Genomic DNA, 25662 nt, shown 5'->3' with positions numbered 1-25662 from the left:
CAGCCTGCGTCGGGGCGCCTCAGTTCTCGATGAACCCTTGAAGATCGGCGTTGAAGCGCTCGGCATCGACCTGGGCGAGACCATGCGAGCCGCCCTGGTAGATCTTGAGGGTCGCACCCCGCACGAGCTTGGCGGATAATTCGCCGGACACCTTGATCGGCACGATCTGGTCGTCAGCGCCGTGGATAATCACGGTCGGCTTGTCGATCGCCTTGAGATCGGGGGGGGTGGTCAGCCTCCGAAAGCTCGTGGACGTAGTCATATTGGCCCTTCGTAATCGGGCGGCTGTTGCCGTCCTCTGGAATGGTATGTCGGGGTCATTGTCGGCCTCCGCATCGTTGATCTTGATGAAAAGTTACGCCGTGCGCGGGTGACACAGAACTGAGCTCGATCTTATATCCGACGATACCGATGGTATGAGCTTGACCCTTCAGTGGTGGCTGGAATGGCTTCCGCCGCGCGCCCTCAGTTGGCACGCGCGTAAGTGTCCCTGCCGATCCTGATAGCTGCAAGATCGACCGGTCGTTGATACCTAGGGTGTCTCAATCTGCGATGCGCATCTCGGGATCGGTCTGGAACGACCGGACGAGGAAATCGATCACCGCGCGGGTGCGATGCGGAAGACGCCGCCGCGATGCATAGGTGATGTAAATTGGGTGACGCCGAAGTGGCTGTTCCGGAATGAGCTGGCATAGTCGACCGGCGGCAATGTCTTCCAAAACGAGCACGGCAGGCAGGCAGGCAATACCCAGTCCACCGAGTGCGGCACGATAGGCCGCAGCGGCATTGTCGGCGCTAAACCTGCCGCGAGGAGCGACATTGCAGCCCATGCCATTCGGGCCGTCCAGGAATTGCCAGCTCCGTCCCGAGCCGGAGCGGGAATGGACGATGCAATCGTGGCCTTCGAGATCCGCTGGTCGGACCGGAGCAGGCTTGCGCCCGAGGTAGGCTGGCGAGGCGACGAGCATTTCGGCCATCGAGCCGACCCGCCGGCAGATGAGATAGGCGTCCTGCGGCTCGCCGATACAGACCTCGAGATCGAGGCCGTCTTCGATCAGGTTGCCACAGCGGTCGCGGAGCACGAGATCGACCGAGAGCTCGTCGAACTCGCTCAGCAACGCGGTAATCCGGTCGCTGAGGTAAAGGCCGAGCGAGACCGGCAGCGCGAGGCGCACCGATCCGACCGGCTGACGCGACCAGCGTCCGGTCAATTGACGGATGCCGTCCGCGGCGTCGATCAACTCCTGGGCCGGGAGCAAAAGGTTGCGCCCTTCCTCCGTCAGCGTGACCGCCTGGGTGCTACGTTGCACGAGCCGCGCGCACAGATAGTCCTCAAGCGCGGTCACTTGGCGCGAGATTGCGGGTTGGGTGACGCCGCGCTCGGCGGCAACAGCCGAGAAGGAGCCCGTCTCCGCGACCCGTACAAAAGATTGGAGGCTGCTGATGAGGTCCATTGCGATCAACCTCCTTTTCGCAATCAGTGCGTCAGCACTTCAATACACTCGACCAGGTCGGGGTCGAATGCGACATGATCCTCGATCTCGCAGACCGCCCAATGCGGCATGTCATAGATCCAGGCACCATCGGGTGTCTCGGCGTCATCGGCGGCAATACTGAAATAGGAAGCCTCACCCTTGTAAGGGCAGTAACGGGACGTCGGGGATCGCTTCAGAACAGCCATGTCAACATCGCGACGCGGGATATAGAGCACGGATGGCAGGTTCGCTTCGCGCAGGTTCAGCGCGCGAAGCGTATCGGCGACGACCTTGCCACCGGCAACGACGACCACATGGCCCCCGATTGGCTCGACGATGATCGGATGACTTCCATCCGGTACGCGCATGATGCCCTGCTGCATGTCTCGTCTCCAGTCTTCCTTATATCGCTCCGGCACTGTCGGCCGAGATACGTCCCTATCCTTGCGAAGAAACCAGTTCAGTCACGGTGCGTGCGATCTCGGAAGGCCGAGCCGCGCGAGCATCGCCCGCGGCGCACGGCGGTGTGCCACCGGGACACTCGCCCGCCACACGCGCCAGGTTTGCCGGGATCACCGAGTCGACCTGGATACCGCGCGACGCGAGCACCGGGGACAGCTGGCCGACCAGACCTTCGAGCCCACCCTGAACGGAGGAGGATGCAGGCGTCATCTCGGGCGGCAACGACGGTTCGAGTGTGACGACGAATCGCGAGCCCCTGTTCATCACCGGGAGCAGCTGCTGGATGAGAAAAAGCGGCGCCCGGACGTTGGCTGCGAACTCCGCGTCGAACGCCTTGATAGTCGCGTCCTGCAGTTTTCCCGATTTCGAGAGCCTGGCATTGAAGACCAGGATGTCCAGCCGATCCCCAACAATTGCGCGTGTCCGCGAGGCGAGTTCCTGCGGCCCATCAGGGCTCGCCAGATCGACAGCCAGCGCGATAGCCTTTCCTCCATTCGCGCGAATGCCGCTCACGATCTGCTCGGCCGCCGCGGGCGAACGGGAATGATGAACGACGACCTGCGCGCCTGCCTTGGCGAGAGCCATCGCCACTGCGCGGCCCGCGCCAGCGGATGCGCTCGTCACAAGGGCGGTCTTCCCGGTACACGGGTGCACGGCTATCCTCCACGATCTTGATGTGCCGCCGGCTAACGCTGGCCCCTACGGTCGCGCAAACACTCTCACTGAGCGGCTATGCTTCTGCGGTAAGCACTCTCAGCCGACATCTCTTTAATAACAGCTATTTTCATGGAGAGAATTACTTTGTATATGTTCTAGATATACCTTGGAGGCATATCGGCAAAATGGAACTGCGACATCTCAGATATTTTGTGGCAGTAGCTGAGGAAGGGAGCCTCAAGATGGCGGCCGAGAAGCGGCTTCACACCGCGCAGCCATCGCTAAGCCGCCAACTACGCGATCTGGAACTCGAGGTCGGCACAGATCTCCTAGCACGCAGTTCGCGAGGCGTAGAGCTTACGCCGGCAGGGCGTGCATTTCTCGATCATGCCCGGCTTGCTCTGAGCCAGGCTGCCGAGGCTGTTGCCGCTGCGCGGCGTGCCGTCCGGCCGCCCAAGACGAGCTTTTCAGTGGGCTTTCTGACGGGCCAAGAGGTAGAGTGGCTGCCGCATGTCACGAACGTGCTGAGCAGCCAGTTGAAGAATATCGACTTCAGGGTGTCGAGCGACTTCTCCCCGGATGTCGCGGAAGCGGTCCAGCGCGGCGAGCTCGACCTCGGCTTCTCGCGCATCGAGCCACAGCCCGATGTCAGTTACAAGATCATCGCGCATGAGCCGATCGTGGTGATCCTGCCGAGCGATCACCCCCTGGCAGCAAGGTCCGAAATCGACCCGCGGGATATCGATCCGGAATCGTTCATTGGATATTCCGAGACGCCGCACGTCCTGCGGGGGATCGTGGAGCGGTACCTGCGTGAGCGCGGCCTGTTCGTCTCGCCCAGTCACTTCCTCGACGGGTTTGCCACCGGTATCTCGCTTGTGGCGTCGACCCGGGGCGTTACGCTTCTTCCAGCCTATGTCGAACCTCTACTGCCTTGGTCCGTGGTGAGTAGACCACTCACCGGCAACCCTCCGGTCATCGAGATTGCAGCAGGCTATCGGACCGACAATCCATCGCCGGTGCTCCATAGCTTCCTGGAGAAAATCGACGAACTCATAGCCTCCCACGCCGCGACGCCAAGGCTGATGCGTCCACAACATTAGCCCGGCCAAGTCCCGCCAAAACAGATCGATACAGCGCTTGTCCGCATGCGCTGGCGGCAGACTCATCCGATCGAACGTAGAGCCCTTCTGCCCTGCTGGTCGGCCAGTTGCGCATCGAAGCTAAGGCGGGCGCGCTCCACTGCATCGAGATGATCGAGCGTCCACTTGTAAAGCGCCTTGAATGGCGGTTGCAACGAACGACCTAGCGGCGTGATCTCGTACTCAACAGCAACCGGAGAGAGCGGAAGAACCCGTCGAACGACAAGGCCGTTGCGCTCCAGGCGGCGCAGACATTGAGTGAGCGCCTTCTGCGTGACACCTTCGAGGTGTCGCTTGATCCCGTTGAAGCGCATGGGTCCGTCGTCCAGGACTGTAAGCACCATCATCGACCATTTGTCGGCGATCTGGTCGAACAGCAACCGGCTGGGGCAATTCACAGAGAAGCTGAAGCGGTCGGCAGGGGGCATGGTTTCCTCCAATATACCTGGGCGAAATAAAGTGCGTAATTGATCCTAGGTTTCCACTGTATACTTTGGTTGCTCTGCCTCAACAACGGAGCTACCATGTCTGCGCTTTCCCCTGATATTCTGTTCCAGCCCTTCTCGGTCGGCTCTCTGACCCTGCCCAACCGAATTGTCATGCCGGCGATGACCCGACTTTTCGCGCCCGACGGCGTGCCCGGGCCAACCAACGCGGCCTATTATCGCCGGCGGGCGGAGGGCGGTGCGGGTCTGATCCTGTCCGAGGGGACGGTGATCGACCGACCGGCCTCGCGCAATGAGCCCAGCATTCCCTTTTTTCACGGCGAGGCTGCCCTGGCGGGCTGGAAGCAGGTGATCGACGCCGTGCATGCTGCCGGCGGTCGCATGGGTCCGCAGATCTGGCACACCGGCTCGACCCCGGGAATGAGCGGATGGGAACCGGCGATCCCGGTCGAAAGCCCCTCGGGCCTTGCCGGTCCCGACACACCACGCGGCGTCGCCATGAGTGATGGCGACATTGCAGACACAATCGCCGCATTCGCGCGTGCAGCCGGCAATGCCAAGCGGCTCGGCTTCGATGTGGTCGAGATCCATGGCGCCCACGGTTATTTGATCGACCAGTTCTTCTGGTCGGCCACCAACCGCCGTGAAGATCGCTATGGCGGTGCGACAATCGCCGAACGGTCGCGGTTCGCAGCCGAGGTCGTCGCTGCCGTGCGTGCCGCCGTGGGGCCGGACTTCCCGATCATTCTCCGCCTCAGCCAGTGGAAACCGCAGGACTATGGCGCGCGCCTTGCCGCTTCACCTGACGAGATGGCCCAATGGCTCGAGCCTCTGGTCGGCGCGGGCGCCGACATCCTCCATTGCTCGCAGCGGCGCTTCTGGGAACCGGAATTCCCTGAAATCGATGGCCAGACGGGCCTCAACTTCGCCGGTTGGGCGAAGAAGCTGACCGGCGCAGCGACGATCAGCGTCGGTTCGGTCGGCCTGTCCGGCGAATTCCTTGGCGCTTTCGGCGGCGAGAATTCTAACGCCGTCGGCCTTGAACGGCTTATCGAGCGGATGGAACGGGACGAGTTCGATCTGATCGCCGTCGGCCGTGCACAGCTTGCCGATCCGCAATGGACAAGGAAAATCCGCTCAGGCGACACGGCCACCCTCCGCGGGTTCGAAGCTTCGGCGCTCGCCGCTCTGGATTGACATTGGCTGCCGAGAGCGTTGACGCTCTCGGCGAGGCCGTAACTATTCCGGGAATTCGGTTTCTTACCATCGACGGCCGTGGTAACATTTTGGCCGTTGTCCGAAGAGCGCTGCGGAGCCGATTAGAACCTGGGGCGCCCGTCGAATTTAGGATTGGCTGGAATGGCGGACGGGCACCCTTTGGAGAAATTGGCGCGTGAGCCGATGCATCCGCGCCAAATCGTGGCGATCGCCATCCTGACAGCCTGCACGGCCATCGAAGGGTTCGACGTATATGCGATTTCGTTTGCAGCTCCAGGGATCGCAGAAGCTTGGGGGATCGACCGTGCCACCTTGGGAATTGTCCTGGCAATGGACCTCGTCGGCATGGCCATCGGCTCCATCCTGCTCGGGCTCGTATCCGACCGCTTGGGCCGCAAGCCGATTATCGTTTCCTGCCTTGTCATTATGGCAACCGGCATGTGGCTCGCCTCCTGGGCGCCGACGATATTCGATCTTTCCGCCGCCCGTTTCTATACCGGGCTCGGCGTTGGCGGGCTGCTCGCGTCAAGCAGCGCAATTGCCGCCGAACTCGCCAATGACCGGAGGCGCAGCCTCGCCATCGCACTGATGATTGGCGGCTTCTCACTCGGAGCGATTGCCGGCGGAACCTTGATCTCGGAATTACTCGCCCGAACCGATCGATGGGAAGCCGTATTCGAAGTTGGCGCGTTGGCAACCACGATCCTCATTGTTCCAGCGCTGCTATTCGTTCCCGAGTCTCTCGTCTTTCTATGCCAGTATCAGCCGAGAAACGCCCTCGCCCGACTGAACCGCATATTGTTGCAGCAGGGACGGTCGCCGATTGACGCGCTGCCTTCCCGGCCGTTGCAAAACACACGGTGCTTGGGTCGCTCGGCGAGAGACGTTCGCCGGACCGCATTTTTCCTCACTCTTGCATTCTTCGCCTATATGGTCTCGCTATACTTCCTCATGAAGTGGATTCCGAAGTTGGTCGCGGACATGGGGTATTCGCCTTCATCAGCCGGCGGTGTCCTCGTTTGGGCTCATATCGGGGGTCTTTTGGGCACAATCACCATAAGTCTCCTCTCGCAAATCTGGAACGTACGACTGCTCGTCGTTAGTGCGCTGATATGCGGCGCGGCGGCGGTCGCCGCATTCGGACGATTTTCGCAGGAGCTTTCGGCACTTACCGTCATTGCTTCAGCGGCCGGTTTCTTCATCATCGGCGCCAATTCCGGCTTCTATTCGATCGTAGCCCAATCCTTCTCTTCCCAGTTCAGGGCAGCAGGCACCGGCTTCGTCATAGGCGTCGGTCGTGCTGGATCCGCTACGGGTCCGATCATCGCAGGTCTGCTGTTCCAGATAGGGTGGTCGCTGGACGCTGTTTCTATCGTGATGGCGCTTGGCTGCCTGATCGCGTCCCTCTCCGTCGCCCTCTTGGCATGGCCGACGGAACGATCTGCACTGGACGCCGACTCTTTGGGCCTCGCTGAGGGCTCCAATGTCCTTGAGCTCGAGACCAAATAAGAGGCTTGCTCATACCTGCGGTATGCTTGCCTATTCCTCCTCCGGCATTGCCTGCCCTGGCGGCGGGAATTATGCTAAGTTCATGATGCACACATTGCTCGAGACTGTCAGGCGCTATGCGGAGGCCCATGCGAACACCGACGGTGTCGCCGTTACGCCATTTTCAGGTGTAGCGGTTGTCCGACAAACCTCTCCCAGCGCACTGCAATACGCAATCTCAAAGCCGCTTGTCGCCCTGGTACTGCAGGGCGCCAAACGTGTGACGATGGGAAGTGACACGTTCGACTTTGGCGCGGGCGAGTCGCTCCTGATCACGGCCGATGTGCCCACCGTCAGCCAAATCACGCGGGCGAACGTCAGTTCGCCTTATCTCTCGCTGGTGTTCGATCTCGATCCCGCGGTGATCGAGAGCTTGGTGGTGGAGATGGGAGCGACCCCTTTCCTCGCCGGCAACCCTGTTCGCGTGGATCCGACCGAGGCGGAAGTCGCCGATGCTGCGTTGCGCCTGCTGCGTCTTCTCGACCGCCCTGCTTCCGTTCCGATCCTGGAGAAGCAAGTGATCCGCGAGTTGCATTTCTGGCTGCTATCGGGCCGTCACGGAGGGGCGATCCGCAACTTGGGCGTTCCGGAAAGTCATGTTCAGCGGGTGAGCCGGGCTGTCGCGCTCATTCGAGACAATTTGGCCAAACCGCTCAGAGTTGAGCAGCTCGCGGCCGCCGCCGGAATGAGCCAGTCGTCGTTCCACGAGCATTTCCGCGCTGTCACCTCGCTCTCGCCCCTGCAGTTCCAAAAGCAACTCAGGCTTATTGAGGCACGCCGGCTGATGCTTTCGGAGGGGCAGATTATCAGCAATGCGGCCTACGCGGTGGGATACGAGAGCGTCCCGCAATTCACCCGCGAATACGGCCGGATGTTCGGATTGCCTCCGGCGCGCGACATGAAGGCCGCCAAGACACGCCTTCAGACGGCGGCATGAGCCGACCCTTCCACACACAGCTTCTCGCCCTGCATCGCCAGTAACACGATGAGCGAGGCCTCGGTTCTTGCGGCCAACCAACCTGGTTTCCGCACCATCGCCGTCCGAGCGCCGGGCATCTGAGGGCTAAGGAGCGGCGTTCGGCCGCATGAACAGGTGCGGATTGATGCTGCCTCGCGGCCTTGCAGAAGGATAAAGTGGACCAATCCCAACAGATGCGGGAACCGGTTTTGAAGCCGGCATTGCAGGAAAACAAAGAGATAGGGCATTGAAAGCGGCTCCGTTTTCGCCGGCAATGTTCCAGGAAGTCCGGTTGCGTTCCGGCCACGGCAACCGGGTTGAGGCTGACGACACAGGCAAGGACCAGTCACGGTGACGACTATCGCATCCATCGGCACGCCACCGCTTTCCGTAAGCGACGACCTTTTCCGCAAGATCGTGACGAAGATGGAAGACGGGATCATCGCCCTCGATAGCCGGGGCATCATCCGATACTGCAATCCTTCGGTGGAAGGCCTGTTCCTGCGGCCCCCCGAAAGCCTCGTGGGCCAGCCGCTGGACGTCATTCTTCCTCCACGCTATCGCAGGAACCATCACCGTCATCTCTCGGATTTCGGCCGTGGTCCGGCGGATGCGCGTTACATGGGAAGCCGCAACTCCTTCATCGTCGGCTACCGGGCCGACGGGACGGAAGTCAATCTCGGCGCAACCATCCTTCGCATGCGAACCGAAAACGACATGGTCTTCGTCGCGGTACTGCGGGATCTCACCGAGCGTCACGGCTATCAGCGCGAACTGGAGCAGCTGGCAAACACCGACCCGCTCTCGGGCCTCAACAATCGTCGGGCCTTCACCAATCTCGCGACACGGCACATCGCCCATTGCCGGGAAACTCATGCGCCCGTTTCCATCGCGCTGTTCGACGTCGACCACTTCAAGTCGATCAACGACCGATATGGCCACGATGTCGGCGACACGGTGATCTGCGAATTCGCCAATCTCCTGAAATCGGTGACCCAGGCCGACGATCTGCTCGCCCGCTGGGGCGGAGAGGAATTCATCCTGCTGATGCCGGAAACCGGCCTCGTCCGCTCCGGGGCGATTGCGGAGATGGTCCGGCGCAATATTCAGGTTCTGGAATTCGGGCAGCCCAATGGCCTCAGCCTGCGCATTACGGTAAGCGCCGGCGTCGTATGTTCCACGGAAGCGGATGAAACGCTCGACAATATGATCCGCCGCTCGGATCACGCGCTCTATGCCGCCAAGGAGGGCGGCCGGAACCGCGTGACGCTGGCCGGTCCCCGGGAAGCTCTTGCGGCCCTCGCCTGATCCGACACTTGTCCGGAGAAACGGAGAGCCTACGTGTCAGTTCATGAAGCTGATCGGGCAACGATTGCGCAAGCAGACACTTTCATCGCAGACGCGGCAGACGACGTTCTGGTCGTCGCCGAGATCGGCAAGGGCCGGCAACACCTTTTCGGCAAGATGGCCGAGCTGGTGGATTTCCTCCTCGCTCAATGCGGCAAAGGCGCGGTCGGTCACGCTTCGGCGCGCCTGAACGCTGCGCTCGTAGAGTTCGCGGCCGCGCTCCGTGAGCGTTAGCGTCTTGGCGCGGCGGTCACCCTCCAGCGGCTCGCCCCGACGGACAAGACCATCGCCTTCCAGCTGGTCGATCAGCCTGACAGTCGCGGAATGGGAGAGGCCGATGATCCGGCGAAGAGCCTCCACCGTATGACCGGACCCAAGACCGATCTGTATGATCGCGGCGACAGCACTCGGCCCAAGCCCTGTCTCGACAGAAAAAGCCCGCTCCATCTTGTCGACGAGCGCAAGGCTCATCGCTCCAAAGATATTTTCAAACCTGAATTTTTCTTTCTCGTCGATCACTCGGCACCTCTATATGTATATTGCATATATTTGGCGCGAATGACAGTCATAAGCGCCGGAAAGGTTTGAACCGGCCTCATTTTCCTTCATCCTCCGCCATGCTATCTGGAGCCGACTGCAAATCAGGGATCACGCCGAACCATGCCCACCACGATCTACGGCATCAAGAATTGCGACACCATGAAGAAGGCCCGGCTCTTTCTCGACGGGCGCGGGGTGGACTATGCCTTCCACGACTACAAGGCATCCGGCATCGACCGGACGCATCTCGAGCGCTGGTGCCGCGAGGCGGGGTGGGAAACCGTTCTCAACCGCGCTGGCACGACCTTTCGCAAGCTGCCGGATGCGGCGCGCGAGAATCTGGACGAAGCCCGTGCCATCGACCTCATGCTGGAGCAGCCGTCGATGATAAAGCGGCCGGTTCTGGAACGGGATGGCCGGCTGCTGATCGGCTTCAACCCGGAAACTTACGAACGCTTCCTTGCAGAGTGAGGACTGGCATGTCGAAGACCACCCGCGCCACGCAGGCGCTTGCCAAGGAAGGCATCGCCTTCACCGTTCACACCTATGAATACGACCCCGACGCCGAGCGAATCGGCATGCAGGCGGCGGAGGCGATCGGCGAGGAACCCCGCCGCGTTTTGAAGACGCTGATGGCCGAACTCGACGGCAAGCCGGTCTGCGTCGTCGTTCCCTCCGACAAGGAGGTCAGCATGAAGAAGCTCGCCTCCGCCCTTGGCGGCAAATCGGCAGCGATGATGAAGCCCGCCATGGCGGAAAGGCTCACCGGCTATGTCGTGGGCGGCATCAGCCCCTTCGGCCAGAAGAAGAAGGTGCCGACCGCAATCGAGATCGCCGCGCTCGACGAACCGCATGTCTTCATCAACGGTGGCCAGCGCGGGCTGCAGGTGAAGCTCGATCCGAAAGACGTGCAACGCGCATTAGGGGCCGTTGCGGCTCCGGTCGTCGCCTGAGATTTCGTAAGGTGCGCCTTACTTCCAAGTCGCTGCCCAGTCCCTGAGAACAGCCTTAGCAATGGCGGGCCATTCCTTGACCTCCGGCCGGACGATGATCTTCTCGTCCTGCGGCTTCCATGCGAGATAAACCTGTTTCGTCCCGGGATCGGCCGCCACCAGCGCCTCAACACCGCCACAGTTATGCGGCTTGCAGGCGGTGCCGATATAGAAGCCGTTCTTCATCTCGCCGCTGCCGACGCCGGTGATGATCTGCTTGTAGTCTTCGGCATCCTTGCCGAGCAAGCCTTCCATCTGCGCGGCGATCTCGGCGTATCCGAAAAGATCACCGGGATGACCGGGAGCGGTGGCTGCAAGTTCACGCCACCCCTTGGCTGCATCCGGCACGAAGGCAACGGCATCCAGCGTCTTGAAACCAGCGGCCGGGTCCCAGCTCCAGCGCTCACCGTCCCGTCCCGGCAGCGGCTGGATCGCGAAGACCAGCCTGCCCTCCCCCTCCGTCGCAGTTACGGGCATGCAGGTGTCGAGCGGGGCGTCCAGGCTGGGCAAGCCGTCCTTCGGCAGCCGGAGGACAAAGGGCGAGCCGGCACAGGCATTGCCGCCAGCGGAGGAATCGCCGATCACCACCGGCATGCCGGCCACGAGTGCGACCTGGGTAACCGAGACATAAATGTTGGAGTGAAGCACGGCGCCATCGACCTTGAGCGTCTCGCCATCGTCGTTGCTGTCGATCGTCACCTCATGGCCGAAGATCGTCATGCGGAACTCGCTCGCCGAGGCCGCTCCCATGAAGGCGGGCGCCGCGGCCAGCAGCAGTGAAAAGGCTGCTCCGGCCAGCGACCGGACCGCTGCAACCGTTCCCGTTCCTGTGATCCTGTCTTCCGTCATTTTTCCGCCCCGCGCTTCAATTTCGCCTCAAAGCAATCTACGTTGAGATCTTCAATGCAAACAACCATCAGGCCTAATTCCATGACATTCCTGCCCGAATTTGAAACTGCCGTCGACCCGGCCCGCCTCGATAAACTTGCCGAAGTCGCGGTCAAGGTCGGCCTGCAGTTGCAGCGGGATCAGGATCTCGTCATCACCGCACCGCTTGCAGCCCTGCCGCTTGTGCGCCTCATCACCAGGCATGCCTACCAGGCCGGCGCCGGCCTCGTCTCCACCTTCTACGCCGATGAAGCGGCGACGCTCGCGCGCTACGAACACGCGCCCGATGCGAGCTTCGACCGCGCATCCGACTGGCTCTACGAGGGCATGGCCAGGGCCTATGAAAAAGGCGCTGCCCGGCTCGCGGTGGCCGGCGACAACCCGATGCTGCTGTCGGCTCAGGACCCGGCCAAGGTCGCGCGCGCCAACAAGGCAAACTCGATCGCCTACAAGCCGGCTTTGGAGCATATCTCCAATTTCGACATCAACTGGAACATCTGCTCCTATCCGAACCCGTCCTGGGCAAAGCTCGTCTTCCCCGACCTGCCGATCGCGGAAGCCGTCGCCAAGCTCGCTGAGGCAATTTTCGCCGCTTCGCGCGTAAACGAAGCCGATCCCATCGCCGCCTGGGCCACCCACAATGCGAACCTTCGCAAGCGTTCCAGCTGGCTGAACGGCGAGCGGTTCGCCGCGCTGCATTTCACCGGTCCCGGCACCGATCTGACGGTCGGCCTTGCGGACGGCCATGAATGGCATGGCGGCGCGTCGACCGCCAAGAACGGCGTGACCTGCAATCCGAACATCCCGACCGAAGAAGTCTTCACCACGCCGCACGCGCTGAAGGTCGAGGGAACGGTATCGAGCACCAAGCCGCTTTCCCACCAGGGTACGCTGATCGACAATATCCAGGTTCGCTTCGAGGGAGGCCGGATCGTCGAGGCGAAGGCTTCCAAGGGGGCCGAAGTGCTGAACAAGGTGCTCGATACCGACGAGGGCGCCCGCCGTCTCGGCGAGGTGGCACTGGTGCCGCATTCATCGCCGATCTCGGCATCCGGCATCCTGTTCTACAACACACTGTTCGACGAGAACGCCTCGTGCCACATCGCACTCGGCCAGTGCTATTCGAAATGCTTCCTCGACGGTGCTTCGCTCAGCCCCGAACAGATCAAGGCGCAGGGCGGCAATTCCAGCCTGATCCACATCGACTGGATGATCGGTTCCGACAAGGTGGATATCGACGGCATCAGCGCCGATGGTGCGCGCGTGCCTGTCATGCGCAGGGGCGAATGGGCCTGACATCACAAGCACGACCGAGGCAAAATCACACTCGGGCGGCGCCTGCGGGCGCCGTTTCCTTTCCTTGACTTCGTTTCGCGTCCGTCGAAGCATGAAGGGCATCGGGGCTCACGGGCCGTCATAGGCGGTCGCTTCCGGTATTTTCAGGAAAGGACATCGATCATGCAATCACTTTTCAAGACGCTCATCTTGACGACCGCTTTGGCGGTCGCTGGCCTTGCTGCTCCCGGACATGCAGAGGAACCCGGTCTCTGGAAGGCCTATAACCAGGTCTTCAAGGGCGCCAAATATGTAGACCTTACCCATACCATCAAACCCAACATCCCCGTCTGGGCCGGGTTCGGGCCATCGGCCTTCGCGCCCGCAAAGGCCGGTGTCGACATCGAAGGCTACGCCAAAAAGGGCGATACCTATACCTATGAGAAGCACGGCTTCGAGGCGACGACCTACAATCTCGCGACAGATCAGCTCGGCACGCAGCTCGATCCACCGGCCCATTGGGCGCCGGAATATGCTGCAATCGACGAGCTGCCGGCGACTTATGCGATCCGTCCGTTGGTGGTGATCTCGATCGAAGAGAAGGTAAAGACCGATCCGGGCTATCACCTGCAGGTTTCCGACATCGCCGACTTCGAGGCCAGACATGGAAGGATCCCCGAGGGATCGGTGGTCTTCGTCCGCTCCGGCTGGTCGAAGAAATGGCCGGACCCGGCGCTGTCGACGACCACACCCTTTCCCGGCGTCGGGCTCGATGCTCTGAAGTTCCTGCATCTGGAACGCAAGATCCTGTTCCACGGCCACGAGCCGCTCGACACGGACACGACGCCGACGCTGGAAGGCGAACACTGGCTGATGCACAACGGCTTTGCCCAGGCGGAAGGCGTGGCCAATCTCGATCAGGTGCCGGAAACCGGCGCGCTGGTCGCCATCGGCTATCCAAAATTCGGCGGCGGTCTCGGTGGATATGCCCGCTATATCGCGATTTGCCCGCCGGACTGGCCACATGGCGTGACCATTGGTTCTGTGCCGGAGGCACCGCTGACCAAGTATGACAAGCCGTTGCATTACGACGAGGCAGCCGGCATGCGCATCCGCTGAGAGCGGCAGGCCGCGGCCGGACGGTCGCGGCCATCCCCTGTTGTTACGTCTGCATGGACACCCGCTGGGCGAGCCACACACTGCCGATCACGAGTAGGAAGCCGACGATCTGCAAGGGTCCCAAGGCCTGCCCGAGCAGCAGCCAGCCGAGAACGGTAGCGACCAGCGGGCTTAGGAAACCGAGCGAGGCGACCGCCGATGGTTCGATCCGGGCAAGCCCCCGGAACCACAGGATATAGGTGAAAGCTCCGCCGATCAGGCCGAGATAGGCGAAACCCGCGATATTGGTGAGCGAAAGCGGCGGCAGCGGCGGTTCGAGCAGCAGCGCTAACGGTACAAGCAGAATACCGCCCGCCGTAAGCTGCCACGCCGTAAACGTCAGACTCGAGACCGGCGGACGCCAGTGGCGCGTCAGTACCGTTCCGGCCGCCATGGAGCAGGCGCCGGCAAGGCCGGCCATGATGCCGACCGGGTCCAGCGCCGCCTTCGGTGTTAACACCAGAAGCGCCACGCCGCAAAGGCCTGCGATCCCTGCCGCCACCGCCAGCGGGCGAATCCGGCTGTTCATCACGATACGGGCAAGCACGATGACGATCAGAGGCTGCACGGCACCGACCGTTGCTGCGACGCCGCCCGGCAGACGGTAAGCCGATACGAACAGCATGGCCCAGAAGAATGTGAAGTTGAGCGCACCCAGAAGCAGCACACGCATCCACCAGATCCCCTGCGGCAATTGCCTGACGATGGCAAGCAGGATCAACCCGGCGGGCAGCGCCCGCAATAGCGAGGCCGTCAACGGATAACCGGGAGGCAGCATGGCAGTGGTGACGATATAAGTGCTTCCCCAGACCATGGGGGCAAGCGCCGTCAGCAGAATGGCTCCGATGGGGATCGAATTTGTCTTCATATCGATATTCTTGATTTCAAGATAATTCAACATAACCTGGATTATCTTGACGTCAAGATTTTTCGACCTTAACCAGAAGACATGAGCGAAAAGACCGACAAGGTGGATGCCATTCTCGCCCAATGGGCAAGGGAAAGGCCGGATCTCGATACGCGCGCCATGGGCCTGTTCGGCCGGCTGGCTCGGCTCAGAACCCATGTTGGACGGGAGATCGAGGAGGTCCTCCGTCGGCATGGCTTGACATCGTCGAGCTTCGACGTTCTGGCGACGCTCCGCCGCTCAGGCGCGCCCTACCGGCTCTCCCCGGGGGAACTGCTGGATACGCTGATGGTCACGTCGGGCACGATGACCAACCGGATCGACCAGCTTGAGAAGCAGCAATTCGTGGAGCGTATCGTCAATCCGGACGACCGGCGCAGCGTGTTGATCGGCCTGACCCAAACAGGGCTTGCACTGGTCGACGAAGCTGTGACCGATCACGTCGCCAACCAGAACAAGCTGATCTCGACGCTCAGCGACGAGGAACGGACGACGTTCGACCGGCTGCTGCGGACCTATCTGGCGTCTTTTGAATAACCGACAGGTCCGCAGGTCGATCGTCAGGCGGGTGGGCTGAAACCCGCCTCGGATCTGCTTCTAATAATAATAGATGATCTTGCCGCCGTTCATGGCAGTCTGCACCCAGGCGACATTGTGAATGCCGATGTTGCGGCGGCTGAGCGCATCCAGAAGAGCCGGATCACGCGCGACCATGGCCTGGGCCTGTCGCATGCGGGCGGGCGTCGCATAGAGGACCGCCTGCGGCAGGCTGTCGCCGGCATGGCTCGGGCGATGCACGATCTGGACTGCGGTCACGCCGTCATTGTAGCTCCTGCCGAACAGGATGGAGGAAAGACCGTCGCCGGCAAAAGCGGGAAGCGCGCCTGAAGTCAGCAGCGCAAGGCCGGCAAAAAGGGCGATAGAGGTTTTCTTCATAATGTGTTTCTCCTTGGCGCATGGTCGGGGATCTGCGACACCCTGCGCCGCCTCATTAAACCTATCGTCATCCAAAATAGTGAACGAAACGACGAAATTAAACACCGGCCACCTCACGCCGCTGCAAATAGTCGTGTGCGATGAAATACGGTTACGGTGCATGCTCGCAGGGGCCGAAGTTCAAAGCCGCGAAAGCGCCTGCCGGACCTTCCCGATGAACCGCCCGCATCGTTCCTCGGTAACGCGATCCATATCATGCAGCGAGAACATGCGAAAATCGAGACCGCGCGAGCAGAACGCCGCCACGCCGCGCTTCAGGATACGCTTCATCGGGTTGCCCATGTAGAAATGCACGACCCACCAGGGCGAGCCCGTGGTAGTGACGATCCAGAACGAACGGATATTGCCGAGCTTCGGCACCAGCCGGCCCCCTTGCGGATCGTGATCGAAGGCCACGCCCGGCACGAAGACACGGTCGATGAAGCCCTTGAGGATTGCCGGCAGGTTGAACCACCATTGCGGAAAGACGAAGATCAGGCCATCGGCCGCGCGAAGCCGCTCGACCAGCGTCTCGACGGCGGACAAATCGTAGGGCGGCTGCATGTAGCTTGCCCGTTCGGCTGCGGTGAGCCGCGGATCGAAATCCTCGGCATAGAGGTCGAGCAAATCGACGCTGTGCCCCTTCGCCTCCAGCGTTTCCCGGATCTCGCCTGCCATCGCGGCGGCAAAGCTCTCCGCCAGGGGATGAGCGAGAACCACGAGAAAGCGTCGCCCGGTCATCAGAAGAGGCTTCCCTGCCCGCCCGACGGTTCGTTTTTCCTTGCCGCCCGGGCCGCAGGCACCGGCCTCGGCTGCGCGGGGCCGGATGGCATGGGAGCGGGCGGCGTTCCGTCACCCTCGCCTGTTACGGCTGCCATGCGCCCGTCGGCGAACTCGATCGAGATCGCCTCCCCCGCCGATAGTGCGGCGGTACGAGAAACGGGCCGGTCGTCGCTGTCGCGGATGACCGCATAACCACGCATCAGCACGTTCTTGTAGGAAAGCGATTGCAGCATGCGCTCGTGACCGGTCAGCGCCGCGCGCTGCACTTTCAGATCATTGCGGATGGCGCTATCCGCCCTGAGCATCAGGCTTGCGAGCCGGTCACGGCTGCGATCCGTATGTCCCTTGAGACGCGCCGGAACCGCCGTCAGAGCGGCATCGGCGCGGCCGATCCTGGTCCTCAGGCGGTCTATCGTCCGCTCGATGATGCGTTCGGCGAGAGCAGCCCGCTCCAGAACCTTCTGGCGACGTTCCTGGAGACGACGCGCCAACATGTCCGGCCGAAGCGCGCTTCCCACCCGCTCGAAGCTCCGGCGCTTGGCCATGATGTTGAGTTCGAGGCTCCGGCCGAGAGCCGTCGCCGCCTCGTCGAAACGCCGGCGCGGCAGGGCCAGCAACTGATCGAGCGAGGGCAGCGCGCGGGCAAGCGCACGCAGGCTCTGCCGCCGCTGCTCCATCTGCCGCGCGGAAGCGCCGGCGTGCCGGGCTGCGAGATTGGCCACCTGCGCCACCAGCTCCGCCTTGACCGGCACCGCCATTTCGGCGGCACCCGTCGGCGTCGGCGCGCGCACGTCGGCGGCATGGTCAATCAGCGTCCAGTCGGTTTCGTGACCGACGGCGGAAATCAGCGGAATGTCGCTTGCGGCGGCGGCCCTGACCACTATCTCGTCGTTGAAGCTCCAGAGGTCCTCGAGACTGCCGCCGCCGCGCGCGACGATCAGCACATCCGGCCGTGGAATTGCATCGCCGGGCTGAAGCGCGTTAAAGCCGTTGATGGCGTTAGCCACCTCCTCGCCCGAGCCTTCGCCCTGCACCTTTACCGGCCAGACGACGACATGCACCGGAAAGCGGTCCGAGATGCGGTGAAGGATATCCCTGATAACCGCGCCGGTCGGAGAGGTCACGACGCCGATTACGCTCGGCATGAAGGGCAATGGCTTCTTGCGCGCCACATCGAAGAGCCCCTCCGCGGCGAGCTTGCGCTTGCGCTCCTCGATCAGCGCCATCAGCGCACCGGCTCCAGCCGGCTCCATCTGCTCGATGACGATCTGGTATTTCGAGGAACCGGGGAACGTCGTGATGCGCCCGGTCGCAATGACCTCCATGCCCTCTTCCGGCCGATATTTCAGTTTGGAGAAGGCCCCCTTCCAGATCACGGCGTCGATGCGCGCCTTGTCGTCCTTCAGGCTGAAATAGGCATGGCCCGAGGAATGAGGGCCGCGGTAACCGGAGATTTCGCCGCGCACCCGCACGTGGTCGAAGGCCGTCTCGATCGTGCGCTTGATCGAGCCCGACAGTTCCGAGACCGTGAACTCGGCGAGGTTGCTGCGCGAATCGTCGTTGAAGAAACCGTTCATCACTCTTCCCTAGCGCAAATCGCGGGGAAGTTCAGCACCCCGCTTTTCCAGTCCCCCGTTTGCGACACATAGGAAAACTCTCTTCTTATCATGTCCTTGACCGAAAAACCGGTTGCTGCTCACCGTTCCGGCCGGTTGGAGGGGCGCGAGATCGTCCCCATAGGCCCGGAGGATGCGACAATGGTGCATCGACAATCCAAGAAGGAGCACCATATGACAGACCAATTCTCCAGCCTTCACCCCTCGCTTTCCGGCCCCGCCGCGACCGGCTTCGGCATCATTCCCGACGATGACGTCGATCTGCAGGAGGCTACCCGCGGCCTCTATGTCGGTTCCGGCGGCGATCTCGCTGTCGTGATACTCTCGGGCGCAAGCCTCGTTCTGACCAATGTGCCAGGCGGAGCGATCCTGCCGCTGCGTGTGACGCGGGTGCTTGAAACCGGCACCACGGCGGCGGATATCGTCGGCCTCGCCTGACCGTCCCGCAAACGGGAATCCGGGCAAGAGGCATAGAGGCTCTTCCCCGGATCATCCGGACTACCCCCGGGAAACCGGTTCTTAGCTTTTATCGGTTAAGACCAGTCGCGAAGATACCGGTGGAACTCGGAAAACATGGGCGTTTTCCGACTGGAATTCCGCTAAGGTTCTTTGATGTGGATCAGGGTGATTTCCGGCCGGTCGTGCTAGAGATCAGTCTGGTCAAGGGGTAGGGACAGCCGTGATATTTCTCTCGACAATGGCGATCGGGATCGCCGCTGGCATGACGCGTTCGGCCTTCGCCATCGCATTGGTCGCGCTTCTCATTCCGCTCGTCTTCGTGATGGCTCTCATCCTGCCGCCCGCGCCGGCCTCGCTGCTGCCGCTTGCCACCGCGGTGATCGGCTTCAACATCGGGCTCGTGGATCTGCTGCTCGTTCTTTTCGCCTGCCGAAAAGCGCATGTCCTGTGAAGCCATCGGGCTTTCCGCCCAAGGATCGGGCACCTGAGAATCAGGGGATCACTCGATAGAGGACGAAGCCGGAAGTCGGGTCCTTCGGCATGACCTGCAGATAGGCAGGTATCTCGCCTTTCGCCAGCAGGGCATAGAGCCCGTCAGGCTCCATCGAGGCGACCATCTTTGCCTGGGGATCTGTCCTGCAATAGGCGATCACCGTCGCACCCGCATTTCGCAGCAGCGGCAACGCCTCCGCGGGTTTCGCCATGCCGATATGCAATTCGGCAAGCATTCCGGCCTGATCGCGATGATAGGGTGCGGTCAGCACACGATGCGGCGTGTAGCGCAGGATCTTCACGCCGGCTTCTGATCCCGAAACGACGGTCGCCGGCTCCAGTCCGGCAAGCTGCGACAGGGCGCGCCTGCTGGAGCAATCCTCTCCCGGCTTGCCGCTTTCGGACGTCTGCTGACGAAGACGATTGACCACGCCCGCCGAGCCTTCGGTGAAGAATGTGCCACCCAGCATCCAGACGCTCGGCACGACGAGGAGGGTGGCGACGGCAAAGGTGAAGCCCATCCCCATATGCTCGGGATTACGGTTGGCGTTGCGCCGCAACTCGGCGACCAGCACCGAAAGAGGCAGGATCGACAGGAGATTGGCAAAGGCCGCCCCTCGCACCTGAACGAGGGCGATGGCCCAGCTGGCGAGAATGAGCGACAGCAGCACCGCATGCGCCTCGATACGGTCCCTGAGCAGAATGCGGGAGGCGCAGACGGCGGCGGCGAAAAAGCCGACGGCATAATAGCCTCCGAAGGTGCCTGGCTCGCGATACAATTGCGCCCATGCGGACTGCGCCTCAGTCACCCCGTCGAGCCACATCGTCACCAGGAGCGGGTCGAGGTCGTTCAGCGGATTCTGCAGACATTCCGGCGCAAGCAGCAGCGCCACAGCCAGAACCGCCACGCCATCGACTGCGAGCACGGCGAAGCGCTTTGTGCGCGCACCCTCGCCGAAGAAGGTCGAGAGGAAAAGCGCGACACCACCGACTGTGGCGATGCCGTAATAGCCCAGCGAAAGGCTGTCGCAGGTGACTTGCCCGTAAAGACGCGGCGGCACCGTCACAAAGAAGAAGGCGGAGATCGAAAGCGTCAGCGCAAGCGAAAAGGCGCGGGCGGCGAGTGCGTAGGCGCTGCCCTGCAAGGCCCAGACCACCGCAACCGAAAGGCAGGCGACGGCCACGAGCGGCGTGGTTTCCGCACCGATGGCAATCGCCAGCGCACAGGCAATACCGGCCAGCGCGAAATTCGCGGCCCGATGCCGCGTATCCGTCAGCGTGGCCGCAATGGTCGCAATCAGCACGAGCTGGACGTTGTGATGGTCGATTGCGCCGGGCAGGAAGCGGTTCGAGGCCACGACGAAAAGGCAGGCCAGCCCGAGCGCGACATGCATGGCCGGCGCACCGCCGAGACGCCACGCACCGATACCGATCGCCGCCAGCAGCGGAAGGATCAGGAAGAGCGGCCAGACGAGCAACGCCGCGGCCTCAGCCCGTTCCGGCGCCATGAGCTGGCCGAAGAGGAGGATCAGGGCGGCGATCGGCAGATCGACAAGCCGCGACCAGTGCATCAGCGTGCCGCCGTCGAGGCCGAGGCGATACTGGGTCAGGTCGAACCAGCCCTGCCCGCCCAGCAGATCCCGGACCTCGACGAGGCGCATCCAGTCGTCGTTGTCCGCGCCGACATAGTCGCGGGCGCCCGGCGAATGAACCAGAACGACGGCCAGGACCACAACCAGATAATAGATCGGTAGAACCAGCCTGAGGCGTGTCCAGAACGGCTCGGTCGTTCCGACGGAAATGGCATGATCGGCCATGGGCATTCATTCCCCGCGAACCGGCTTCCTGTGAGAAATGGCCGGCGAGATCACAGACAGCATCGATACGTGAAACCTAGCTTTAACGTTCTCAAGAAATAGTAAAGCGCCGGCGACGCCATGATGGCCGCCCCCTTTACACGAGAGCTTGCGATGCGCGGAATATGGCCTGACGATCTGGATGTGGCTGTTCTCCTGCCCTGCTACAATGAAGCCGCAACCATCGGCAACGTGGTGCGCAGCTTTCGCGAGGCGCTGCCTGCGGCACGCATCTATGTCTACGACAACAATTCGACCGACGGCACCGCGTTGACGGCTATGCTGGCAGGCGCGACCGTGGTGCGCGAGCGCCGGCAGGGCAAGGGCCATGTGGTGCGCCGCATGTTCTGCGACATCGAAGCGGACGTCTATGTCATGGCTGATGGCGACGGGACCTATGCGCCCGAAGACGCCGAGGAACTCATTCGCACGCTCATCACCGAACGGTCCGACATGGTGGTCGGCACGCGGCGCGGCGTGCATGCCGATGCCGGCCGCCAGGGCCATGCTTTCGGCAACCGCATGTTCAACGTGCTCTACCGCTTTCTCTTCGGCAATGATTTCACGGATATCCTCTCCGGCTACCGGGCATTTTCACGCCGGTTCGTGAAGAGCTTCCCCGCCGTTTCCGGCGGCTTCGAGATCGAGACGGAAATGTCGGTGCATGCGACCCGGCTGAAACTGCCGGTCTGCGAGCTGGAACTCGATTACGGAAGGCGTCCGGAGGGGTCCCATTCCAAGCTTTCGACCTTCCGCGACGGCGCGAAGATCCTCTGGATGTTCGCGATGCTGATGAAGGAAATCCGACCCTTTGCCTTCTTCGGCACAATCAGTGCGGCCCTGCTGGCGCTGAGCATCGGTTTCATGGCGCCGGTGCTCTTCGAATTCTTCGCCACCGGTTACGTCAGCCGCGTACCGAGCTGGATTCTCGCCACAGTCCTGTTGATGATGTCGTTCCTGTCGCTAACGGCCGCGCTGATCCTGGATTCGCTCGCCCGTTCACGCGCCGAACACTTGAGGATCCACTACATGAACCTGCCTGCCCTGCACCCCGCACTTTCGGAAAAGACGGCAAGCGGCAACCACGAAAACAATGCCGTCCGCAGCGGCAAGGCGGATGCCGCATGAAAAAGCTGCTGCGCTTCGGCATTGTCGGCACGGCGGGCTTCCTGATCGATGCGGCGGTGCTGACGCTGTTGCTCAAGGCGACGCCGCTCGGACCTTTTCTCGCGCGCCTCGTCGCAATAACCGTCGCCCTCGTCTGGACATGGTTTCTCAACCGCAGCTTCACCTTCGGGGCGTCGCGCCATTCGATTGCGGTCGAGGGCTTCCGCTACGGTTCGGTGGGTATCACGTCTGCCGTGGTAAACTACCTGCTCTATTCGGCACTGCTGATCTCGGCCCCGATGCTCACGCCGTTTGCGGCGCTTGTCTTCGCCTCCATCGCCGCCATGGCCTTCAGCTTCTTCGGCTATTCCCGCTTCGTCTTCCGGCGCTGAGGACAGTTTATACTGCCTCCCAGCCATCCTTTTCGCCGGCGCGATAGATCGCGTCGATGAAAAGCTGGTTGGCGCGGGAATTTTCGAGACTCACGACCTCGCTGTGGTCACCGGTCTCCACGGCATGGGCGAAGGCCTCGGCCTCGCGGCGATACTGACGGCTGTCCTGGAAACGGAAGATCTGCGACTCGCTATGCGCACGGTTGGTCAACTCCACCTCTTCCGCCCCCCAGCGGTCGGCATTGAAGGGCGAGCGGACCTCGATGAAACCGTCCGTGCCGTGGAACGCCATGGTCTGGCGATTTGCCATCTGGGTGGAGACGTAGAAACTCAGTTCGAAACCGCCGAAATCGGCCTTGACGCTCGCATAGATGTCGGTACCGAATTCCGGGTCGCGCTCGACCACGGCCTGCACGCGCTGCGGTTCGGCACCAGTCGCAAACCGGGTCGAGATCGCCGGATAGACGCCGATATCCGGCAGCCCACCGCCGCCGAGCTCGGGCTTGTTGCGCATGTTGGCAGGGTCACGGTTGAAATAGGTGAAGGCCCCCTGCACGTGCCGGAGCCGGCCGATTGCACCTTCCGACAACAGCGAACGCACCTTGCGCCACACGGGAGCGTAAGTCACCATGAACGCTTCCGAGACGAGAACGCCATTGCGGTCGCGGGCGGCAATAACGTCGTCGATCTCCGCGGCCTTGAGCGCCAGCGGCTTTTCGCAGAGCACATGCTTGCCGGCATCGGCCGCCTTGATGGCCCACTCGACATGCTGCGCCGTCGGCACGGGAATGTAGACAGCGTCGATCACATCGGACGCCAGCATCTCCTCATAGGAACCGAAGGCATGCGGCACAGAAAAACGGTCGGCCATGGCCCTCGCCTTGGCCAGATCGCGGCTCGCCACTGCCGTGACGACGCAGTTCTCGGCATCCTGCATGGCAGGCACCACAAGATCGCGTCCGATCTTCGCTGTCGACAGAATTCCAAAACGCAACATGGGCCTCTCCTTGCATTTAAATCGTTTCAGAGAGGCAACCTATTGGCCCCCGAAGCCCTTGGCAAGGTCATCCGACGGGTCAAGAGAGCAGCCGGATTCCCATGCCCGCGCCAGCATATAACACTGTTCCGGGTGAACCGGTCAGTCGCCCCCATCGCCGCCGCCATCGCCTCCGTCATTGCCGCTGTGGTTGTCCGCCGGCGACCTGTCCTTGTCGGTGGCAGATGTCTTCGCCCGGCTGCTGCGCTCGAAATTAAACAGCAGTTCGTAAGCCGCATAGGCGGATGCGCCGAAAAACAGAATGGCCCAGCCGGAGGCATTGTTCGACAGCTCGACCAGTCCCCAGGCGGCGGGGGCAACCACCGTCAGGATGCGGCGCCAGAGTGGCTTGAAAAACGGATGCTGCGGATCGAGGAATTTCACGCCGTCTCCTTCTCCAGCCCGGCCTCCCTGCCATGGCTTCCTGCTGTTCGCGTTCAATCCTAGTAGCAGTGCGAACCCTTCATCCGCAAGGCACGCCCTCATGGCCACCTCTCACAAGGTCGCGACAAACCGGGTTGCCGCCTCCCGCAACGCCTCGCCGCCGAACCCGGAGAAGCCGATGACAAGCCCTTGCCGGGGCGTTCCGGAAACACTCATGGCAGACAAGGCCCGCACGCCAAGCCCTGCGGCACGCGCCTTCTCCACCATCGCCGTGTCCTCCGCCCCCGTAGGCAGGCGGGCGATGAGGTGAAGCCCTTGATCGGGCGTCTCCACCTCGATGCCGGCACGCGGATTGGACAGGAGCCCCGCGACCAGTTCGTCCCGCGCGACCTTGCTGCGCCGACGGGTGCGGCGCAGATGGGCGGCGAAATGCCCTTCACGCAGGAGATCGGTGAGGGCTGCCTCCGCCAGCGTCGGCGGGAAACGGTCCGTACGGCTCTTCAGCGCCACGATCCTCTCTCGCAAGGAGGGCGGTGCGACCATGTAACCCATGCGAAGGCCGGGAAAGAGCGCCTTGGAAAAGGTGCCGATATAGATGACATGGCCAGTATCATCCATGCCCTGCAGCGAAGTAAGTGGCGGCCCGGCATAGCGGAACTCGCTGTCGTAATCGTCCTCGATGATCCAAGCGTCGTTGCGCCGTGCCCAGTCGATCAGCGCCAGCCTGCGCCGCATGGTCATGGTGACACCCAGCGGAAACTGGTGCGACGGCGTGACATAGACAGCGCGCGCCGACGGCATTAGGTTCTCGCCGGCGACCGGGTCCATCCCCTCAGCATCCACCGGAATGCCCGAGAGACGCATTCCCGCTTCCGCAAAGGCGGTTCGCGCCATCGGATAGCAGGGGTCCTCGATCCAGACGCCATCGCCCGGCTGCAAGGCGCTGCGGATGAAGAGGTCGAGCGCCTGCTGGGTGCCATGGGTGATGACGACGGAAGCGCCATCGCAGCGCACGCCGCGTGCCGTTCGCAGATAGGTGGCGACGGCTTCGCGCAGATCCGCCGAACCCCGCGGATCGCCGTAATGGAAATGCTCGAAGCCTGGCCTTGCCAGATGCCAGGACATAAGCGCCCGGAACGTCTTCAACGTCCGAGCGTCGGCAGTCGCTATCCCCAACGTGCCCGGAAGGGGAGGCGCGATGTCGCCTGCCGCCTCCACGACCGTATCGGGTGCGCGAAGGACGGGAACCTGCGCCGCCACGAAGGTTCCGGCACCTGTGCGCGCCTCGGCAAAGCCGTCGGCGATCAGCATTTCGAAGGCGGCGACCGCCGATCCGCGGGAAACCTTCAGACGGGCCGACAGATCCCGCGTCGGCGGAAGCTTGGTTCCCGGCGCAATGGTCCCCGTCTCGATCAGCCGCCGGATGACTCGGTAGAGTGCTGCCGTATGCGGCCCGTCATCCGGCAGGACCGGGATCAGGGCCGACCAGTCGGCCGAATTGGTCTTCACTTTTGACATGAAATTGGAGCTATTTCGAACCAATGCCTCT

At 62.3% G+C, this 25662-nt stretch carries 29 protein-coding genes; 14 read left to right on the top strand and 15 right to left on the bottom strand.

Annotated features, from left to right (window positions below):
* Positions 1-19 precede the first annotated feature (19 nt).
* From J5N58_RS12685 to J5N58_RS12670, 4 genes are all read right to left on the bottom strand, one after another.
* On the bottom strand, positions 20-262 hold the full coding sequence (locus tag J5N58_RS12685) for an alpha/beta fold hydrolase (RefSeq protein WP_342345995.1): 243 nt from the start codon (positions 260-262) through the stop codon (positions 20-22).
* Between the two features lie 280 nt (positions 263-542).
* Positions 543-1454 carry a LysR family transcriptional regulator gene (locus tag J5N58_RS12680; protein WP_112827614.1) on the bottom strand — a complete coding sequence of 304 codons (912 nt, stop codon included), beginning with the start codon at positions 1452-1454 and terminating at the stop codon, positions 543-545.
* Positions 1455-1477: 23 nt separating this feature from the next.
* Positions 1478-1858 (bottom strand): DUF427 domain-containing protein, encoded by a 381-nt coding sequence (locus J5N58_RS12675; RefSeq protein ID WP_112827613.1) that lies wholly within the window; start codon positions 1856-1858, stop codon positions 1478-1480.
* Positions 1859-1913: 55 nt separating this feature from the next.
* Positions 1914-2561 carry an SDR family NAD(P)-dependent oxidoreductase gene (locus J5N58_RS12670; RefSeq protein WP_342345993.1) on the bottom strand — a complete coding sequence of 216 codons (648 nt, stop codon included), beginning with the start codon at positions 2559-2561 and terminating at the stop codon, positions 1914-1916.
* A 218-nt stretch (positions 2562-2779) separates the two neighbouring features.
* Between J5N58_RS12670 and J5N58_RS12665 the strand changes: the two genes are divergently transcribed.
* On the top strand, positions 2780-3697 hold the full coding sequence (locus tag J5N58_RS12665) for a LysR family transcriptional regulator (protein ID WP_280519961.1): 918 nt from the start codon (positions 2780-2782) through the stop codon (positions 3695-3697).
* 62 nt (positions 3698-3759) lie between these two features.
* Here the strand turns inward: J5N58_RS12665 and J5N58_RS12660 are convergent, their stop codons facing one another.
* Positions 3760-4164, bottom strand: coding sequence for a winged helix-turn-helix transcriptional regulator (locus J5N58_RS12660; protein ID WP_112827610.1), 405 nt, complete (start codon positions 4162-4164; stop codon positions 3760-3762).
* Between the two features lie 96 nt (positions 4165-4260).
* On the opposite strand from J5N58_RS12660, the gene J5N58_RS12655 reads away from it, so the two are divergent.
* From J5N58_RS12655 to J5N58_RS26025, 4 genes are all read left to right on the top strand, one after another.
* Positions 4261-5379 carry an NADH:flavin oxidoreductase gene (locus J5N58_RS12655; protein WP_112827609.1) on the top strand — a complete coding sequence of 373 codons (1119 nt, stop codon included), beginning with the start codon at positions 4261-4263 and terminating at the stop codon, positions 5377-5379.
* Positions 5380-5541: 162 nt separating this feature from the next.
* Positions 5542-6909, top strand: coding sequence for an MFS transporter (locus J5N58_RS12650; RefSeq protein WP_113444000.1), 1368 nt, complete (start codon positions 5542-5544; stop codon positions 6907-6909).
* Between the two features lie 82 nt (positions 6910-6991).
* Positions 6992-7885 carry an AraC family transcriptional regulator gene (locus tag J5N58_RS12645; RefSeq protein ID WP_244711034.1) on the top strand — a complete coding sequence of 298 codons (894 nt, stop codon included), beginning with the start codon at positions 6992-6994 and terminating at the stop codon, positions 7883-7885.
* 372 nt (positions 7886-8257) lie between these two features.
* The gene (locus J5N58_RS26025) at positions 8258-9214 is read left to right on the top strand and encodes a sensor domain-containing diguanylate cyclase (protein WP_113443999.1); all 957 of its coding nucleotides are present in this window, start codon (positions 8258-8260) and stop codon (positions 9212-9214) included.
* Between the two features lie 36 nt (positions 9215-9250).
* On the opposite strand, the gene J5N58_RS12635 is transcribed toward J5N58_RS26025, so the two are convergent.
* The gene (locus J5N58_RS12635) at positions 9251-9772 is read right to left on the bottom strand and encodes a MarR family transcriptional regulator (RefSeq protein WP_113443998.1); all 522 of its coding nucleotides are present in this window, start codon (positions 9770-9772) and stop codon (positions 9251-9253) included.
* Positions 9773-9913: 141 nt separating this feature from the next.
* On the opposite strand from J5N58_RS12635, the gene J5N58_RS12630 reads away from it, so the two are divergent.
* Both J5N58_RS12630 and ybaK read left to right on the top strand, forming a co-directional pair.
* Positions 9914-10264, top strand: coding sequence for an ArsC family reductase (locus J5N58_RS12630; protein ID WP_112827605.1), 351 nt, complete (start codon positions 9914-9916; stop codon positions 10262-10264).
* An 8-nt stretch (positions 10265-10272) separates the two neighbouring features.
* A complete protein-coding gene (gene ybaK / locus J5N58_RS12625; protein ID WP_112827604.1) occupies positions 10273-10746 on the top strand; it encodes a Cys-tRNA(Pro) deacylase in 474 nt (157 codons plus the stop codon).
* Between the two features lie 18 nt (positions 10747-10764).
* Here the strand turns inward: ybaK and J5N58_RS12620 are convergent, their stop codons facing one another.
* On the bottom strand, positions 10765-11634 hold the full coding sequence (locus tag J5N58_RS12620) for a hypothetical protein (RefSeq protein ID WP_113438957.1): 870 nt from the start codon (positions 11632-11634) through the stop codon (positions 10765-10767).
* An 81-nt stretch (positions 11635-11715) separates the two neighbouring features.
* Between J5N58_RS12620 and J5N58_RS12615 the strand changes: the two genes are divergently transcribed.
* Both J5N58_RS12615 and J5N58_RS12610 read left to right on the top strand, forming a co-directional pair.
* The gene (locus J5N58_RS12615; RefSeq protein WP_244711031.1) at positions 11716-12969 is read left to right on the top strand and encodes an aminopeptidase; all 1254 of its coding nucleotides are present in this window, start codon (positions 11716-11718) and stop codon (positions 12967-12969) included.
* Between the two features lie 162 nt (positions 12970-13131).
* Positions 13132-14067, top strand: coding sequence for a cyclase family protein (locus J5N58_RS12610; protein ID WP_112827601.1), 936 nt, complete (start codon positions 13132-13134; stop codon positions 14065-14067).
* Between the two features lie 43 nt (positions 14068-14110).
* Here J5N58_RS12610 and J5N58_RS12605 read toward each other — a convergent pair whose 3' ends face one another.
* Complete coding sequence (locus tag J5N58_RS12605; RefSeq protein ID WP_112827829.1) at positions 14111-14974, bottom strand: EamA family transporter; 864 nt, start codon at positions 14972-14974, stop codon at positions 14111-14113.
* Positions 14975-15055: 81 nt separating this feature from the next.
* Between J5N58_RS12605 and J5N58_RS12600 the strand changes: the two genes are divergently transcribed.
* On the top strand, positions 15056-15550 hold the full coding sequence (locus tag J5N58_RS12600; protein WP_112827600.1) for a MarR family winged helix-turn-helix transcriptional regulator: 495 nt from the start codon (positions 15056-15058) through the stop codon (positions 15548-15550).
* Positions 15551-15610: 60 nt separating this feature from the next.
* Here the strand turns inward: J5N58_RS12600 and J5N58_RS12595 are convergent, their stop codons facing one another.
* The 3 genes from J5N58_RS12595 to xseA all read right to left on the bottom strand — a co-directional run bounded on the left by J5N58_RS12595 (position 15611) and on the right by xseA (position 18348).
* A complete protein-coding gene (locus J5N58_RS12595; protein WP_112827599.1) occupies positions 15611-15949 on the bottom strand; it encodes a hypothetical protein in 339 nt (112 codons plus the stop codon).
* Positions 15950-16129: 180 nt separating this feature from the next.
* On the bottom strand, positions 16130-16729 hold the full coding sequence (locus tag J5N58_RS12590) for an NAD(P)H-dependent oxidoreductase (RefSeq protein WP_244711027.1): 600 nt from the start codon (positions 16727-16729) through the stop codon (positions 16130-16132).
* Complete coding sequence (xseA, locus tag J5N58_RS12585) at positions 16729-18348, bottom strand: exodeoxyribonuclease VII large subunit (protein ID WP_244711025.1); 1620 nt, start codon at positions 18346-18348, stop codon at positions 16729-16731. Before xseA ends, J5N58_RS12590 begins: the two co-directional genes overlap by 1 nt.
* Before the next feature lie 213 nt (positions 18349-18561).
* On the opposite strand from xseA, the gene J5N58_RS12580 reads away from it, so the two are divergent.
* Positions 18562-18825, top strand: coding sequence for a spike base protein, RCAP_Rcc01079 family (locus J5N58_RS12580; protein ID WP_112827828.1), 264 nt, complete (start codon positions 18562-18564; stop codon positions 18823-18825).
* A 283-nt stretch (positions 18826-19108) separates the two neighbouring features.
* Positions 19109-19297, top strand: coding sequence for a hypothetical protein (locus J5N58_RS12575; RefSeq protein ID WP_244711023.1), 189 nt, complete (start codon positions 19109-19111; stop codon positions 19295-19297).
* Between the two features lie 40 nt (positions 19298-19337).
* Here J5N58_RS12575 and J5N58_RS12570 read toward each other — a convergent pair whose 3' ends face one another.
* Entirely contained in the window at positions 19338-21155 is a 1818-nt protein-coding gene (locus J5N58_RS12570) for a hypothetical protein (protein ID WP_112827595.1), read from the bottom strand.
* Between the two features lie 153 nt (positions 21156-21308).
* Between J5N58_RS12570 and J5N58_RS12565 the strand changes: the two genes are divergently transcribed.
* Positions 21309-22322: a glycosyltransferase gene (locus tag J5N58_RS12565; RefSeq protein WP_112827594.1), complete on the top strand. Its 1014-nt coding sequence runs from the start codon at positions 21309-21311 to the stop codon at positions 22320-22322.
* The gene (locus J5N58_RS12560; protein WP_112827593.1) at positions 22319-22693 is read left to right on the top strand and encodes a GtrA family protein; all 375 of its coding nucleotides are present in this window, start codon (positions 22319-22321) and stop codon (positions 22691-22693) included. The genes J5N58_RS12565 and J5N58_RS12560 overlap by 4 nt, the downstream gene beginning before the upstream one ends.
* 7 nt (positions 22694-22700) lie before the next feature.
* Here the strand turns inward: J5N58_RS12560 and J5N58_RS12555 are convergent, their stop codons facing one another.
* The 3 genes from J5N58_RS12555 to pdxR form a co-directional block, all read right to left on the bottom strand.
* Positions 22701-23690 (bottom strand): Gfo/Idh/MocA family protein, encoded by a 990-nt coding sequence (locus tag J5N58_RS12555; RefSeq protein ID WP_112827592.1) that lies wholly within the window; start codon positions 23688-23690, stop codon positions 22701-22703.
* A 141-nt stretch (positions 23691-23831) separates the two neighbouring features.
* Complete coding sequence (locus tag J5N58_RS12550) at positions 23832-24113, bottom strand: hypothetical protein (RefSeq protein WP_112827591.1); 282 nt, start codon at positions 24111-24113, stop codon at positions 23832-23834.
* 111 nt (positions 24114-24224) lie between these two features.
* Positions 24225-25631: a MocR-like pyridoxine biosynthesis transcription factor PdxR gene (gene pdxR / locus J5N58_RS12545; RefSeq protein ID WP_113443986.1), complete on the bottom strand. Its 1407-nt coding sequence runs from the start codon at positions 25629-25631 to the stop codon at positions 24225-24227.
* Positions 25632-25662: the final 31 nt, after the last annotated feature.

The organism is Paenirhizobium cremeum (assembly GCF_022884085.1).
In the GTDB taxonomy this organism is placed as follows: domain Bacteria; phylum Pseudomonadota; class Alphaproteobacteria; order Rhizobiales; family Rhizobiaceae; genus Allorhizobium; species Allorhizobium cremeum.
The sequence above is the reverse complement of the archived record's forward strand: the minus strand, read 5'-3'. Positions and strand labels throughout refer to the sequence as shown.

Coding starts and splice junctions, on each gene's coding strand:
- J5N58_RS12575 (WP_244711023.1), top strand. CDS start 19,109: ATGACGCGTTCGGCCTTCGCCATCGCATTGGTCGCGCTTCTCATTCCG.
- J5N58_RS12595 (WP_112827599.1), bottom strand. CDS start 15,949: ATGAAGAAAACCTCTATCGCCCTTTTTGCCGGCCTTGCGCTGCTGACT.
- J5N58_RS12615 (WP_244711031.1), top strand. CDS start 11,716: ATGACATTCCTGCCCGAATTTGAAACTGCCGTCGACCCGGCCCGCCTC.
- J5N58_RS12570 (WP_112827595.1), bottom strand. CDS start 21,155: ATGGCCGATCATGCCATTTCCGTCGGAACGACCGAGCCGTTCTGGACA.
- J5N58_RS12655 (WP_112827609.1), top strand. CDS start 4,261: ATGTCTGCGCTTTCCCCTGATATTCTGTTCCAGCCCTTCTCGGTCGGC.
- J5N58_RS12605 (WP_112827829.1), bottom strand. CDS start 14,974: ATGAAGACAAATTCGATCCCCATCGGAGCCATTCTGCTGACGGCGCTT.
- J5N58_RS12565 (WP_112827594.1), top strand. CDS start 21,309: ATGCGCGGAATATGGCCTGACGATCTGGATGTGGCTGTTCTCCTGCCC.
- J5N58_RS12590 (WP_244711027.1), bottom strand. CDS start 16,729: ATGACCGGGCGACGCTTTCTCGTGGTTCTCGCTCATCCCCTGGCGGAG.
- xseA (WP_244711025.1), bottom strand. CDS start 18,348: ATGAACGGTTTCTTCAACGACGATTCGCGCAGCAACCTCGCCGAGTTC.
- J5N58_RS12555 (WP_112827592.1), bottom strand. CDS start 23,690: ATGTTGCGTTTTGGAATTCTGTCGACAGCGAAGATCGGACGCGATCTT.
- J5N58_RS12610 (WP_112827601.1), top strand. CDS start 13,132: ATGCAATCACTTTTCAAGACGCTCATCTTGACGACCGCTTTGGCGGTC.
- J5N58_RS12660 (WP_112827610.1), bottom strand. CDS start 4,164: ATGCCCCCTGCCGACCGCTTCAGCTTCTCTGTGAATTGCCCCAGCCGG.
- J5N58_RS12685 (WP_342345995.1), bottom strand. CDS start 262: ATGACTACGTCCACGAGCTTTCGGAGGCTGACCACCCCCCCCGATCTC.
- J5N58_RS12620 (WP_113438957.1), bottom strand. CDS start 11,634: ATGACGGAAGACAGGATCACAGGAACGGGAACGGTTGCAGCGGTCCGG.
- J5N58_RS12650 (WP_113444000.1), top strand. CDS start 5,542: ATGGCGGACGGGCACCCTTTGGAGAAATTGGCGCGTGAGCCGATGCAT.
- J5N58_RS12645 (WP_244711034.1), top strand. CDS start 6,992: ATGATGCACACATTGCTCGAGACTGTCAGGCGCTATGCGGAGGCCCAT.
- J5N58_RS12675 (WP_112827613.1), bottom strand. CDS start 1,858: ATGCAGCAGGGCATCATGCGCGTACCGGATGGAAGTCATCCGATCATC.
- J5N58_RS12580 (WP_112827828.1), top strand. CDS start 18,562: ATGACAGACCAATTCTCCAGCCTTCACCCCTCGCTTTCCGGCCCCGCC.
- pdxR (WP_113443986.1), bottom strand. CDS start 25,631: ATGTCAAAAGTGAAGACCAATTCGGCCGACTGGTCGGCCCTGATCCCG.
- J5N58_RS12630 (WP_112827605.1), top strand. CDS start 9,914: ATGCCCACCACGATCTACGGCATCAAGAATTGCGACACCATGAAGAAG.
- J5N58_RS12560 (WP_112827593.1), top strand. CDS start 22,319: ATGAAAAAGCTGCTGCGCTTCGGCATTGTCGGCACGGCGGGCTTCCTG.
- J5N58_RS12680 (WP_112827614.1), bottom strand. CDS start 1,454: ATGGACCTCATCAGCAGCCTCCAATCTTTTGTACGGGTCGCGGAGACG.
- ybaK (WP_112827604.1), top strand. CDS start 10,273: ATGTCGAAGACCACCCGCGCCACGCAGGCGCTTGCCAAGGAAGGCATC.
- J5N58_RS12665 (WP_280519961.1), top strand. CDS start 2,780: ATGGAACTGCGACATCTCAGATATTTTGTGGCAGTAGCTGAGGAAGGG.
- J5N58_RS12600 (WP_112827600.1), top strand. CDS start 15,056: ATGAGCGAAAAGACCGACAAGGTGGATGCCATTCTCGCCCAATGGGCA.